Below are 13335 nucleotides of genomic sequence, written 5' to 3'. Positions count from 1 at the left end.
AAATACTCGGTGACAAGCTTTAGTTTAAATTCTTCACTATATTTGGCCATAAAAACACCCCCGAAAGTTAGATTTTCTACTCTAACTTTCGGGGGTCGGTACCATGCGTGGAGGCTATTTTAGTGTAATGTACTCAATGAACAAATTATTGCTCGAACATTGCATCTGCGCTGAATGATTGTCGGTTTGCGCTGAATTCTCGTCGTCCGCGCCGAATGATTGTTGTTTTGCGCTGAATCCTCGTCGTCCGCGCTGAATTACTGTCGGTTTGCGCTGAATCCTCGTCAATCCTGCTGAATTAATTTCGTTTCTCACTGAATAAATGTCACCCGAAGCGAATAGCTGTTTGCTCTCTCTGAATCATTGGCCTTGTACTGAATGGAATTATTATTTATTATTATCAAAGTTAATTTTCTATCTAAGAAAGGGGTTGTAAAACCCTGTTTTGCTATTAATAAAACTGATTTTTAGCTATTGTTCTTAAGGTTAAAATCGATTAATGTGTATTTGCTTTATATGAATGATCATCCTATTCTTTAGTGGAAAGGATTGATTAAATGATTATAAAACAACGTGAACTAAGTAAGGTACTAGAAAAATTACGTTCTCTTAACCAAAGATTGAGTGATAATCACCCGGAAAAAATACGTGTGCATAGTGATTTACAAAAGAAGTTAGCAGAAGAACGAGGTGAAAAAGCAATTGATTTTTTTCTGCAATTTTTAGATCAAGAGCTTTTTCATTTTCTGCATACAATTAGAATTCCCGATGGCCAAGGCTTTTTTCAAATAGATACGCTGATACTTTCCCCTTTTTTTATTTTAATTATAGAGGTGAAAAACTGGCGTGGTACCATCTTATTCGGTGGAAATGGTCAAGTTACTAGAATTAGAGAAGACGGAAGAGAAGAAGGCTTTCCAAATCCAGTTCCTCAAGCAAACCTTCAACGTTACAGACTTCAGAAATGGTTGTTGCAATCCGGTTTTAACAATATTCCAATTCATACGATGGTCGTTATTAGTTTCCCAAGTACCATCATTAAATCAACCAATCAACAAGCGATTCCAAAAGAAGTAATTCATAATAACCAGTTAATGTTTAAAATTAATACGCTTGCTCATAAGCGTAAACAAGTCATTTCGATAGATGTTCTCCATCAAATTGCTGATGAGATGATGGCTGCACATACTCCAGAAGATAAAAATATTTTAGAAACGTACGGTGTTCAACAAGCTGAATTAATCAAAGGAGTGATATGTGATAATTGTTCATTCAGTTCTATGATTTGGCAACTTTCAAAAATGCATTGTCCAAAATGCGAATTCATTTCGGAGGATTCATATTTAACCGCAATCAATGATTATTCTTTGTTAATAAATAGAGAGGCTAAAAATAGTGAACTTAGAGATTTTTTGCAAATTGATTCCCCACATATTGTGAAAAGGCTAATGCATAGAGAAGGTTTTGCCTTTATAGGAAATACAAATGGAAGAAAATATTTACTTAATGAACGAAATTAATGAAACGGTCGTAAAATAAGGTAGACACATGAAGTCACCTGTGCTGAATTATTTTTGATTTGCGCTGAATCCTCGTCGTCCGCGCTGAATTAATGTCGGTTATCGCTGAATCCTCCCAGGTTCGCGCTGAATTTTTCCGTTTCCGCTGTATCCTTCCCGGTTCGCGCTGAATTCCCGACTCTCGCGCCGCGACCTTCCATAGTACTGCTTATTGTTTTTCAGTTAGATGTTTTGTTATAATCATCGTAAATGGTATAATAATGGAGGATAAAAATGGCACTTACGTTGTATTGGTACCCTAACTGCAGTACTTGTAAAAAAGCAAAGAAATGGCTTGACGATCATCATCTTACTTATAAATTAGTTCATCTCGTTGAGGAAACGCCGAGCGCAGATGAACTATCCACACTAATTCAACATAGTGAACTTCCACCAAAAAAGTTTTTTAATACAAGTGGAAAAGTGTATCGGGAAGAAAATATGAAAGACAAACTTAAAGATGCTACAATAGAACAAATGGTTACATATCTTGCATCAAATGGAATGCTAATAAAACGACCGATTGTGACAGATGGAAACAAAGTAACGGTCGGTTTTAAAGAGGACGAATTTGAACATACATGGTTATCAAATAATTAGGAGGGATTCAAATGAGTTTACCAAGCGACTTACTGTACTCAAAAGAACATGAATGGGTAAGAAGAGAAGGTAGTGATGTGCGGATTGGTATTACTGATTTTGCACAAGATGAATTGGGAGATATCGTATTTGTTGAATTGCCAGAGGTTGGAGATACGATTGAAGCAAATGAACCGTTTGGAAGTGTCGAGTCGGTAAAAACGGTATCCGAATTGTATGCGCCAATTAGTGGAACAGTTGTAGAAGTGAATGAAGGCTTAGACGATAATCCGGAATATGTGAATGAATCACCGTATGAACAAGCTTGGATGATCGTAGTGGAACCATCTGATGATGCGGAGTTAGATAAACTTCTTTCAGCTGAAGACTATCAATCATATGTATCAGAATAAAAAATGAAAGCTGCTTGTACCATTTGGATACTTGCCAGCTTTTTTACATGTTTCCTTGTATAATAATGATCATAATAAAATAGAGTGGAGAAGTTGTGATGGATGATAAGAAAGTAATTATTGTTGAAGGATTATCAGATAAAACACACCTTCAGAAAATAATTAACGAAGACATTGATATCATTTGCACACATGGAACTTTCGGTATTGAAAAATTTGAGGAAATGCTCGAAACATATGATTTAGATAATAGAGAAGTGTATATATTTGTTGATGCAGATGATTCAGGAGTAAAATTAAGAAAACAATTAACTGCTGAACTTCCGACTGCTCGGCAAATGTATATACCTGATGAGTGTATCGAAGTAGAATTAACACCTAAACATATTTTAGCAGCAGAATTAATGAAACATTATATTAAAGTAATCCCGTCTTATTTTGGCAATAAGAAAGGATAAATCCCGTCTTATTTTGGCAATAAGAAAGGATAAATCCTTTCTTATTGCCACAGGCTAAAAGTGCAACGTTTTAGGATTGCGATCACGCTTGCCATATCGAAAAGAATTGTCGCGGGCGTCAGCTACTAGCACGTATAGGAATCGCGATAAATCTCGTCTCGCTCAAAAACGATTACGACTATGATCATTCATTGCAATAAGTATTGTGCGTCGATCGATGGCAAATGACATGTCTTAGGATTGCACTACGCTTGTCCCATCGAAAAGCGTTTGTGGCGTCATTGACGATAGTACGTCCTTCGGGGCTGCAATTACTCGTTTCAAAAACTTGTGCATCGTAAGCGCTAAGGCATTCATAGTAAAGGCTTAGTAAAAAATAATTTACTTACATAAGCTCAAGCATCATCTCTGGTCATCGCCTGCCGGTTTGCCAATCGGTGTATTTAGTGAATGTCAAATTGTTAAAGTGAAAAAGAAATTGGTGATCCATTTTGGAGGAAATAACGGCAGATCAATTAGAAGAAATAGATTCATTCTTCTTATATATTCATACCCCTTTTTGTGGGACGTGTCATATTGCACGCTCTTTTTTAGAAACAATTGAAAAAACACATAAACGAACAATATGTTATGAATTAAATGCTTCTCTTTTTCCAAACTTCATGCAGAAGTACAAAATAGAGAGTGTTCCATGCTTGTTCATTAAACAAGATGGTGAGGTAAGAGAAAAAATCTATACGTTTCACTCGATCCCAAATATGTATCATTACTTATTCAAATATGCACCAAATTTATTTATAAGTGAGTAATCTATTATTAATTGACAGAGGGAATTCGCCATGTTATTATTAAATTTATCACATCATAAAAATTGAATACATCTAAACTCTTATGAAGAGCGGTGGAGGGACTGGCCCTATGAAATCGCGGCAACCTTCAATTTTACACAAAAATTGAAAGGTGCTAAATCCTGCAAAGCGATCTGCTTTGATAGATGAGAGAACGTGAAGATAAAATGATTAGTCTTTTTGTTCTCTATGAGCAGAAGGACTTTTTTAATGGTCTAGGAAATGAAATATATTTGCCAAGAAGCCTAGGGTAAGCTAGAAGTCTTGGGATTCTTGACCTTGCATGTTCTATCAGCTAGTCCAGTTTTTAAGAGTCTGGTAAACTTTTAAATTGTAGGTAAATGAGGCGAATTTCCCGAATCCAATATGATGAGAAGGAGGATTTCTTAGAATGATCTCAATTCAAAACTTAAAAAAAATATTTACTCTAGATAAACAACCAATAACTGCTGTTGATTCCCTATCACTTGATATCAATGAAGGGGAGATCTTCGGGGTCATTGGCTATAGTGGGGCCGGGAAAAGTACATTCGTTCGTCTGCTTAATCGGTTAGAAGAGCCTACAGATGGAACAATTTTCATTGATGGGAAGGAAATGACAAAGTTAACAAGTAGACAACTTCGATTAGCAAGACAGGAAATTGGGATGATTTTTCAACATTTTAATTTATTGTGGTCGAGAACGACGGAAGAAAATATTGCTTTTCCGCTTGAAATTGCCGGTGTGCCAAAAGTGGAACGAAAAAAACGTGTACAAGAACTGATTGATTTAGTTGGTCTTACTGGACGGGAAAAAGCATATCCATCCCAGTTAAGTGGAGGGCAAAAGCAACGTGTCGGAATTGCCCGTGCACTTGCGAATAACCCGAAAGTACTGTTATGTGATGAAGCAACATCAGCACTTGATCCGGAAACGACAAATTCAATCTTAGATTTACTTGTTGGTATTAATGAAAAACTTGGTTTAACCATTATACTTATTACACATGAGATGCATGTCATTCGTAAAATATGTAACAGGGTGGCGGTTATGGAAAAAGGGAAAATTGTCGAGCATGGAAATGTGCTTGATGTCTTTTCTAATCCAAAACAACCTGTAACGAAGAAATTTGTCGAACAAGTTGTTGCTGAAGGGGATCAGGACGACAGCTTGGAATATTTACTCACACATATTGATCCAGTTGGAAAAGTTCTTCGCCTTCAATTCACTGGTACAGGTACGAACCAAGCATTAATTAGTGAAGTCGCAAAACAGTTTTCGGTTCAAGTTAATATGTTGCAAGGAAAAATTACGCAAACCAAAAACGGTCCCTTAGGAACGTTAACCGTTCAAATGATTGGGGAAAAGATAGAGATACAAAAAGCGGAATCCTTCATCAAAGAAGCGACAGTTGAAGTGGAGGTTATTCGTGATGACTCTTGATTTTACAAACCTCGATGTAGACAAACTATGGCTATCAACATATGAAACATTTTATATGACGTTAATCGCACTAGCCGGAACTTTCGTGCTAGGAATTGTACTCGGATTGCTTCTTTATTTAACCGATAAAAATGGGCTATGGGAAAATAAAATAATCAATTTTATTACTGCAACATTCGTCAATGTGTTTCGAGCGATTCCGTTTATTATTTTAATCTTACTTCTATTTCCATTTACACACTTTTTAATGGGAACAATCCGTGGACCAAATGCAGCATTACCTGCACTGATTATTGGAGCAGCACCTTTTTATGGAAGGTTAGTAGAAATAGCCTTAAAAGAAATTGACAAAGGCGTTATTGAAGCTGCAAAAGCGATGGGAGCGACTACAAGAGGGATTATTTTTAAAGTATTACTACCTGAATCGATGCCTGCACTCATATCAGGCATTACAGTGACAGCCATCGCATTAATCGGTTATACTGCAATGGCTGGTGCAATAGGTGCTGGCGGGCTTGGAAGTTACGCTTATTACGCTGGTTTTCAACGAAGAGCATTTGATATTGTATTTATTTGTTCTGTACTCATTGTAATAATTGTATTTATTTTCCAATTTATTGGAGATTATATATCAAAAAAATTAGACAAAAGATAAAAAGGGGAATTCAAAATGAAAAAAATTCTAACATTATTAGCTGTACTATTCATCTTAGTATTGGCAGCTTGTGGGGGAAATGCAACAAATAAAGAAGAGGAAGAAACAAAGCAAGATGATGCAAATGAAGATGCGACACAAGAAGAAGTAACAATTAAAGTAGGGGCATCCAGTGTTCCGCATGCTGAAATTTTAGAAGAAGCAAAGCCAATCCTTGCTGAAAAAGGAATCGAACTTGAAATTGAACAATATGAAGAGTATGTTTTACCGAATGATGATTTAGCAAGTGGAGAACTAGATGCAAATTATTTCCAGCATATTCCTTATTTAGAACAAACAGTTGCTGACACTGGCTATGAATTGACACATATAGGTAGCATCCACATTGAACCAATAGGTATTTATTCTAAATTAATTGAAGATATCGATGCTGTCCCAGAAGGTTCAGAAGTGATTTTAAGTAATTCTGTATCAGATCATGGACGTATTCTAGGATTATTCCAGAAAGCTGGATTAATTACAATAGCCGATGGGGTAGAGGTAGCTGACGCAACGATTGAAGATATTGAAGACAATCCAAAGAATTTAACATTTTCACCTGATTATGAACCAGCGTTTTTACCGGAACTATATGAAACAGAAGAAGATGCACTTGTCGTAATCAATACAAACTTTGCAATTGGAGCTGGTCTTAGCCCACAAGACGATTCATTATTTATCGAGGAAGATGATTCACCGTACGTAAATATTATTGCAGTAAAAGAAGAAGATAAAGACAATGAAGCACTCAATACATTAGTAGAAGTATTACAATCGGAAGAAATTCAAAGCTTTATTACTGAAAAATATGAAGGTGCAGTAGTACCAGTATCAAAATAAGGGTAATCGATTAAAGCTTTTGCCATTTAGCGATCAGTATACACGTACACTTCTAGGTGTGGGCTTCGCAGTCCGCATTGCAAGTAAGATGGTGATACCCGTCATGTTTTAGAGCTGGGGCTGCGCTTGCTGGTCCCATCGAAGGGCATTTGGGACTGTGATAAATCTCTTCCCATCGAAAACCTTTGGGACTGCGATAAATCTCGCCCCATCGAAAACCTTGCACTTTCGTACGTTCCATCGAGAGCGTTTAATGCCGACAATAGCTTTCTATAGGTTAGATACCTCAACTGGTTACGAAAAGCGAAGGGTATTCGAAGTACTGGGGAAATAAAAATTACTAGACGAAACAAGATCCAAATTAATACAAAAGCCAGTTCCTTTTTAAGGATGCTGGCTTTTGTTTGTTTAGGTTAAATTAAATATTTTTATTAATAAATTTTTCTAAATGTTATTTAAGAACTATTATAATTAATTTAACTATAAATGAGAATGGATAAGGCATTTATTGTTAAAACTTACTCTAACATTTTTATTCAAAAACTAGATAAATACATACCTTTTTAACCTAATTATTTGATAATTTTAATTGAATAATATAAGATTGTACTTGAGAATAAGTAGATAATTGGTTCAACTACCAAGTTGAAAATTACAAGTATGTGGAGGTATCTATATGTCAGAGAACACATTAGAAATTAAGGATCTTCATGTTTCCATTGAAGGTAATGAGATATTAAAGGGAATTACCCTAACGATAAAAAGTGGTGAATTTCATGCAGTGATGGGGCCAAACGGAACCGGTAAATCCACCCTTGCCGCGGCCATTATGGGGCACCCTAAATTCGAAATTACTAAAGGAAGTATTGTATTAAATGGTGAAGATGTATTAGATATGGAAGTAGATGAACGTGCACGTGCAGGGCTATTTTTAGCGATGCAATACCCAAGTGAAATTAGCGGTGTCACGACATCTGATTTTTTACGTTCCTCCATTAACGCACGTCGTGAAGAAGGCGATGAAATTTCTTTAATGAAATTTATTAAAGAAATGGATGGTGCATTAGACGAATTAGAAATTGATAAAAATATGGCACAACGTTACTTAAATGAAGGATTCTCTGGTGGAGAGAAAAAGCGTAACGAAATTTTACAATTAATGTTGTTAAAACCAGCGATTGCAATTTTAGATGAAATTGACTCTGGTTTAGATATAGATGCACTTAAAATTGTTTCAGATGCAGTAAATAAAGTACGTGAAGAAACAGGGTTAGGGTGCTTAATTATTACGCACTACCAACGCCTACTCAATTATATCAAGCCTGATTTTGTTCATGTCATTATGCAAGGTCGAGTTGTAAAATCTGGTGGGGCAGAACTTGCTGAAAAGCTTGAAAAAGAGGGTTATGAGTGGATTAAAGAAGAATTAGGTATTGAAGATGAAACGGTCGGTCAAAAAGCTTAGAAGTTAGGAGGGATAGTTCAATGACGACACTTACTCAAGTACCATTTGACAATAAATATATCGAACAATTTTCAAAAGAACATAATGAACCAAAATGGATGACTACACTCCGTTTAGAAGGTTTGGAATTAGCGAATTCACTCGCATTACCTAAACCGGATAAGACGAATATTAATCGATGGAATTTTACACAGTTTAAACATAGTGCTAAAGGAGAAGCAATAGCTTCTTTAAAAGATGTTCCTGAACAATTAAAAGATTTTGTCGATGAAAATAATGTACCAGAAAATATCGTTATTTTACGTAATCAGTCTGTTGCATACTCGGCATTGAGCAAAGAATTACAAGATAAAGGTGTTGTTTTCACTGATATCTTCACAGCTATAAAAGAACATGAAGAGCTTGTGAAAAAGTATTATTTAACCGATGCTGTTACGAAGGATGAGCACAACTTAACTGCTTTACATGCTGCATTAATGAATGGAGGCGTATTTGTTTACATTCCTAAAAATGTGCAAATTGATGTTCCTTTACAAACACTTTTCTGGCAAGAAGATAATGAAGCAGCATTGTTCAACCATGTGATTGTTGTTGCAGAAGAAAATAGTTCAGTGACATATGTGGAAAACTATATTTCTCATAATGATTCAGAAGAAACAGTCTCCAATATTATTGCTGAAGTTTTTGCTCATGATCATGCAAAAGTGTCATTCGGTGCGGTTGACCATTTCGCTTCAGGAACTACTTCTTATATTAATCGTCGCGGTGTTGCCTACAATAATGCAACAATCGATTGGGCACTAGGTCAAATGAATGAAGGGCATACGGTTTCTGAAAATGTTACGTATTTGGAAGGAAACGGTTCGAATGTAAATGCACGAACAGTTACAGTAGGACGTGGAAAACAGACACAAAACTTCACAGCGAAAACAGTCCATGTTGGATTAGATACGGATGGACAAATTTTACAGCGTGGAGTATTAAATGGTCGTACAACTGCGATCTTTAACGCGATCGGTGAAATTGATAATGGTGCAACACGCGCAAATGCTGAACAGGAATCACGAGTGCTTATGTTAAGTGGGGAAGCACGCGGTGATGCAAACCCAATTTTATTAATTGATGAAGATGATGTTACGGCAGGACACGCGGCTTCTGTTGGTCGGATTGACGACATGCAACTTTACTATTTACAAAGTAGAGGGATTTCTAAAGAAGAAGCAGAGCGTCTAATTATTCACGGATTTTTAGCCCCTGTTGTAAATGAACTTCCGATTGAAACAATCAAAAATCAATTGTCACAATTAATCGAAGGGAAAGTAAAATAATGGATGCACGAGCGATTCGCGAACAGTTTCCGATACTGGACCAAGAGGTGAATGGACATCCATTAGTTTACCTTGATTCTTCAGCATCCTCACAAAAACCGCTTCAAGTTATTGAGGCAGTTGACCATTATTATCGAACAACTAATTCAAATGTACACCGTGGTGTACATACATTAGGTTCACGTGCAACCGACTTATATGAAGGGGCACGGGAGAAAGTTAGAAGATTTATTAATGCGAAAAGTACGGCAGAAATAATTTTTAATCGAGGAGCAACGACAGCGATTAATATTGTGGCACAAAGCTATGGATTGGCAAATGTTACGAAAGAAGATGAAATCGTCATTACCCCGATGGAGCATCATAGTAATATTATCCCGTGGCAGCAAGTTGCTAAAATTACTGGGGCAACATTAAAATATATTCCACTCCAAGAAGATGGAACGATCTCACTTGATGATGTAAGAAAAACAGTTACGTCTAATACAAAAATTGTCGCGATTGCTCACATTTCAAATGTATTAGGTACAATTAACCCGATTAAAGAAATTACTAAAATTGCTCATGAAAATGGAGCAGTAATTGTCGTAGATGGCGCGCAAAGTGCACCACATTTACAAGTAGATGTCCAAGATTTGGATTGTGACTTTTACACTTTTTCAGGACATAAAATGTGTGCTCCGACTGGAATAGGTGTATTATATGGGAAACAAGCGTTATTAGAAAAAATGGAGCCAGTTGAATTTGGTGGCGAAATGATCGACATTGTCGACATGTATGAATCTACATGGAAAGAGTTGCCATGGAAATTTGAAGGCGGAACCCCGATAATTGCTAGCGCAGTCGGACTTGGGGCAGCGATCGATTTTCTAACGGATCTTGGAATGGACAATATTGTACAGCATGAAGAAAAGCTCGCAGCTTATGCGCTAGAACGTCTAAGCGAAATCGAAGGATTAACCATTTATGGCCCAAAGAAACGAGCAGCACTCGTTACGTTTAATTTAGATGATGTTCATCCACACGATGTATCAACTGTTCTTGATACAGAAGGAATAGCAATTCGGGCAGGTCATCATTGTGCACAACTATTAATGAAATGGTTAAATACTTCGGCTACTGCACGTGCAAGTATGTATTTATATAATACAGAAGATGATATTGACCGCTTAGTTGCAGGGCTTTTGAAAACAAAGGAGTATTTTGGTAATGTCGCATATTAATTTAGACACATTGTATCGACAAGTGATTATGGATCATTATAAACATCCACGAAATCGCGGCACATTCGATGATGATTCCTTAACAGTGGAAATGAACAACCCAACATGTGGGGATCGGATTTTTCTCCAGTTTAAATTGGATGGCGATATCGTGAAAGATGTAAAATTTACTGGAGAAGGATGCTCCATTAGTTTAGCTTCTGCTTCGATGATGACACAAGCAATTAAAGGCAAGAAAATAGAAGAATCAATAAAATTATCCAAGCTCTTTTCTGATATGATGTTAGGAAAAGAAGTAGATATAGATGAATTTGGTTTGGAAGATATCGAGGCATTACAAGGTGTATCAAATTTTCCAGCCCGAATCAAATGTGCTACATTAGCATGGAAGGCGATGGAGAAAGTAAACAAAGAGTGAGCACCGTTTTTTAGGTTTGTGCGTGCTGAATTGTCGCAGATAAGCATGTAAACTTATCTGTCAGCCAAAAAAACGTAGGAGGTTTTTTACATGGCGAAAAAATTGCCTGATGTAGGTGAATATAAATACGGATTTCATGATCGAGATGTTTCAGTGTTTCGTACGGAAAGAGGATTAACGAAAAAAGTAGTAGAAGAAATTTCACGTATGAAAAATGAGCCTGAGTGGATGTTAGAAGAACGTCTAAAAGCTCTCGACATTTTTTATAAAAAGCCAATGCCTCAATGGGGTGGCGATTTATCAGAGTTAGACTTTGATGAAATTATTTACTATGTAAAACCGACAGAAAAACAAGGTAGAACTTGGGATGAAGTACCGGATGAAATTAAACAAACATTCGATGCTTTAGGTATCCCGGAAGCTGAACAAAAATATTTAGCTGGAGTTTCAGCCCAATATGAATCTGAGGTAGTTTACCAAAGTTTGGAAAAGGATTTAGAAGAATTAGGAATTGTTTTCTCTGATACAGATTCTGCTTTACAAGAGCATGAAGAAATGTTTAAAGAATATTTTGGGAAAGTTGTCCCAGCTTCAGATAATAAATTTGCTGCATTAAATACAGCTGTTTGGTCTGGTGGATCTTTCATCTATGTACCAAAAGGTGTTGAAGCAAAAGCACCATTACAAGCATATTTTAGAATTAACTCTGAAAATATGGGGCAATTTGAAAGAACGCTTATTATTGTCGATGAAGGTGCATCTGTCCATTATGTAGAAGGGTGTACAGCACCAGTCTATACGACAAATTCACTACACAGTGCGGTCGTAGAAATTTTCGTGAAACGTGATGCATATTGCCGTTATACGACGATTCAAAACTGGGCAAATAACGTCTACAATTTAGTAACAAAAAGAGCAACATGTGATGAAAACGCGACAATGGAATGGATCGACGGTAATATGGGGTCGAAATTAACGATGAAATATCCTTCTGTCTTACTTCGTGGGGAAGGTGCACGTGGTGTAACAATTTCGATTGCATTAGCTGGTAAGGGGCAACACCAAGATGCTGGTGCGAAAATGTATCATTTAGCACCAAATACGTCCTCATCGATCGTATCAAAATCAATTTCGAAACAAGGTGGAAAAGTGTCATATCGTGGTATCGTTCATTTTGGACGAAAAGCAGATGGTGCGCGTTCAAACATTGAGTGTGACACGCTCATTATGGATAATGAGTCAACATCAGATACGATTCCTTATAACGAAATTTACAATGACAATATTTCGCTTGAACATGAAGCGAAAGTTTCAAAAGTATCAGAAGAACAACTTTTCTACCTCATGAGTAGAGGTTTAGAAGAACAAGAAGCAACAGACATGATTGTAATGGGCTTTATCGAGCCATTTACGAGAGAGCTTCCAATGGAATATGCGGTTGAGATGAACCGATTAATCAGTTTCGAAATGGAAGGTTCAATCGGATAAACCATCAAAACCCTTGTCACATCAGTATTTGTGACGAGGGTTTATTTTGTTAAATCGTTGTCGTGCCGTATTCGTGCCACATCAGAATTTAAATGATTGGTAACTTTGCTTAATTCATTGCATTCATATTGTGGTGTAATATCTAAATATGTGTCTGCTGTTGTTTGAATAGAGCCATGACCTAACCTTTTGGAAATATATAATAAATCTGCTTCAGCTTCTAACTCAAAAGTAGATCCTAAAAAGTTAAAAGTTGGACAAACAATTAACTTGAGTAAAGCCAAAAATACATTTACTCGTAACCTAGCCAAGCGAAGAAACCACAGTCATCTTATAAATATCTATTGCCAAACGGAATTTTAAGAAATGGTTCACGTGGCGATGGGGTTAAACAATTACACCGTGTCCTTAATGCTGTTTACTTTAAATGTGGTGCTGTTGATGGAATACTAGGGCCTAAAACAGTAGATGCCATTAGACGTTTTCAGATGGTTTACTTACCGTATGAAGTGGACGGGGTATATGGTCCGAATACACGTAAGAAGTTACAAGCAGTGTTGAAGTCAAAAGGGTATTAAACTAGTGAAGTGAAATGTTTG

The 13335-nt window shown here is 36.6% G+C and carries 15 protein-coding genes and 1 riboswitch; of the genes, 14 read left to right on the top strand and 1 reads right to left on the bottom strand.

Annotated features, from left to right (window positions below; genetic code table 11):
- The first annotated feature begins 557 nt into the window (after positions 1–557).
- The 13 genes from DFR56_RS20950 to sufB all read left to right on the top strand — a co-directional run bounded on the left by DFR56_RS20950 (position 558) and on the right by sufB (position 12736).
- Positions 558–1520: a nuclease-related domain-containing protein gene (locus DFR56_RS20950; RefSeq protein ID WP_110397408.1), complete on the top strand. Its 963-nt coding sequence runs from the start codon at positions 558–560 to the stop codon at positions 1518–1520.
- A 273-nt stretch (positions 1521–1793) separates the two neighbouring features.
- A complete protein-coding gene (locus DFR56_RS20945) occupies positions 1794–2159 on the top strand; it encodes an arsenate reductase family protein (protein ID WP_110397407.1) in 366 nt (121 codons plus the stop codon).
- Positions 2160–2170: 11 nt separating this feature from the next.
- A complete protein-coding gene (gene gcvH / locus DFR56_RS20940) occupies positions 2171–2551 on the top strand; it encodes a glycine cleavage system protein GcvH (RefSeq protein WP_110397406.1) in 381 nt (126 codons plus the stop codon).
- Positions 2552–2649: 98 nt separating this feature from the next.
- Entirely contained in the window at positions 2650–3009 is a 360-nt protein-coding gene (locus tag DFR56_RS20935; RefSeq protein ID WP_110397405.1) for a toprim domain-containing protein, read from the top strand.
- 491 nt (positions 3010–3500) lie between these two features.
- On the top strand, positions 3501–3818 hold the full coding sequence (locus DFR56_RS20930; protein WP_110397404.1) for a thioredoxin family protein: 318 nt from the start codon (positions 3501–3503) through the stop codon (positions 3816–3818).
- A gap of 77 nt (positions 3819–3895) precedes the next feature.
- Positions 3896–4010, top strand: a riboswitch (SAM riboswitch).
- A 238-nt stretch (positions 4011–4248) separates the two neighbouring features.
- Positions 4249–5280 (top strand): methionine ABC transporter ATP-binding protein, encoded by a 1032-nt coding sequence (locus DFR56_RS20925; protein WP_110397403.1) that lies wholly within the window; start codon positions 4249–4251, stop codon positions 5278–5280.
- Positions 5270–5935 carry a methionine ABC transporter permease gene (locus tag DFR56_RS20920; RefSeq protein WP_211320659.1) on the top strand — a complete coding sequence of 222 codons (666 nt, stop codon included), beginning with the start codon at positions 5270–5272 and terminating at the stop codon, positions 5933–5935. Before DFR56_RS20925 ends, DFR56_RS20920 begins: the two co-directional genes overlap by 11 nt.
- Before the next feature lie 15 nt (positions 5936–5950).
- Positions 5951–6814: a MetQ/NlpA family ABC transporter substrate-binding protein gene (locus DFR56_RS20915; RefSeq protein ID WP_110397401.1), complete on the top strand. Its 864-nt coding sequence runs from the start codon at positions 5951–5953 to the stop codon at positions 6812–6814.
- A 676-nt stretch (positions 6815–7490) separates the two neighbouring features.
- A complete protein-coding gene (gene sufC, locus DFR56_RS20910; protein WP_110397400.1) occupies positions 7491–8279 on the top strand; it encodes a Fe-S cluster assembly ATPase SufC in 789 nt (262 codons plus the stop codon).
- A 20-nt stretch (positions 8280–8299) separates the two neighbouring features.
- A complete protein-coding gene (sufD, locus tag DFR56_RS20905; RefSeq protein ID WP_110397399.1) occupies positions 8300–9607 on the top strand; it encodes a Fe-S cluster assembly protein SufD in 1308 nt (435 codons plus the stop codon).
- Entirely contained in the window at positions 9607–10830 is a 1224-nt protein-coding gene (locus DFR56_RS20900) for a cysteine desulfurase (protein ID WP_110397398.1), read from the top strand. The genes sufD and DFR56_RS20900 overlap by 1 nt, the downstream gene beginning before the upstream one ends.
- Positions 10817–11248: a Fe-S cluster assembly sulfur transfer protein SufU gene (gene sufU / locus DFR56_RS20895; protein ID WP_110397397.1), complete on the top strand. Its 432-nt coding sequence runs from the start codon at positions 10817–10819 to the stop codon at positions 11246–11248. The genes DFR56_RS20900 and sufU overlap by 14 nt, the downstream gene beginning before the upstream one ends.
- A gap of 90 nt (positions 11249–11338) precedes the next feature.
- Entirely contained in the window at positions 11339–12736 is a 1398-nt protein-coding gene (gene sufB, locus DFR56_RS20890) for a Fe-S cluster assembly protein SufB (RefSeq protein WP_110397396.1), read from the top strand.
- 41 nt (positions 12737–12777) lie between these two features.
- Here the strand turns inward: sufB and DFR56_RS20885 are convergent, their stop codons facing one another.
- A complete protein-coding gene (locus DFR56_RS20885; RefSeq protein WP_244916604.1) occupies positions 12778–13047 on the bottom strand; it encodes a hypothetical protein in 270 nt (89 codons plus the stop codon).
- A gap of 33 nt (positions 13048–13080) precedes the next feature.
- Here DFR56_RS20885 and DFR56_RS20880 point away from each other — a divergent pair, with 33 nt between their 5' ends.
- The gene (locus DFR56_RS20880) at positions 13081–13314 is read left to right on the top strand and encodes a peptidoglycan-binding domain-containing protein (RefSeq protein ID WP_110397395.1); all 234 of its coding nucleotides are present in this window, start codon (positions 13081–13083) and stop codon (positions 13312–13314) included.
- Positions 13315–13335: the final 21 nt, after the last annotated feature.

This window comes from Pseudogracilibacillus auburnensis (genome assembly GCF_003201975.1).
GTDB lineage: Bacteria > Bacillota > Bacilli > Bacillales > Amphibacillaceae > Pseudogracilibacillus > Pseudogracilibacillus auburnensis.
Note: the sequence above shows the minus strand (reverse complement) of the source record. Positions and strands in the feature narration are given on the sequence as shown.

Excerpts from the sequence above, each read along its gene's own strand:
- DFR56_RS20950 (WP_110397408.1), top strand. The coding sequence starts at position 558 with ATGATTATAAAACAACGTGAACTAAGTAAGGTACTAGAAAAATTACGT.
- DFR56_RS20945 (WP_110397407.1), top strand. The coding sequence starts at position 1,794 with ATGGCACTTACGTTGTATTGGTACCCTAACTGCAGTACTTGTAAAAAA.
- gcvH (WP_110397406.1), top strand. The coding sequence starts at position 2,171 with ATGAGTTTACCAAGCGACTTACTGTACTCAAAAGAACATGAATGGGTA.
- DFR56_RS20935 (WP_110397405.1), top strand. The coding sequence starts at position 2,650 with ATGGATGATAAGAAAGTAATTATTGTTGAAGGATTATCAGATAAAACA.
- DFR56_RS20925 (WP_110397403.1), top strand. The coding sequence starts at position 4,249 with ATGATCTCAATTCAAAACTTAAAAAAAATATTTACTCTAGATAAACAA.
- DFR56_RS20920 (WP_211320659.1), top strand. The coding sequence starts at position 5,270 with ATGACTCTTGATTTTACAAACCTCGATGTAGACAAACTATGGCTATCA.
- DFR56_RS20915 (WP_110397401.1), top strand. The coding sequence starts at position 5,951 with ATGAAAAAAATTCTAACATTATTAGCTGTACTATTCATCTTAGTATTG.
- sufC (WP_110397400.1), top strand. The coding sequence starts at position 7,491 with ATGTCAGAGAACACATTAGAAATTAAGGATCTTCATGTTTCCATTGAA.
- sufD (WP_110397399.1), top strand. The coding sequence starts at position 8,300 with ATGACGACACTTACTCAAGTACCATTTGACAATAAATATATCGAACAA.
- DFR56_RS20900 (WP_110397398.1), top strand. The coding sequence starts at position 9,607 with ATGGATGCACGAGCGATTCGCGAACAGTTTCCGATACTGGACCAAGAG.
- sufU (WP_110397397.1), top strand. The coding sequence starts at position 10,817 with ATGTCGCATATTAATTTAGACACATTGTATCGACAAGTGATTATGGAT.
- sufB (WP_110397396.1), top strand. The coding sequence starts at position 11,339 with ATGGCGAAAAAATTGCCTGATGTAGGTGAATATAAATACGGATTTCAT.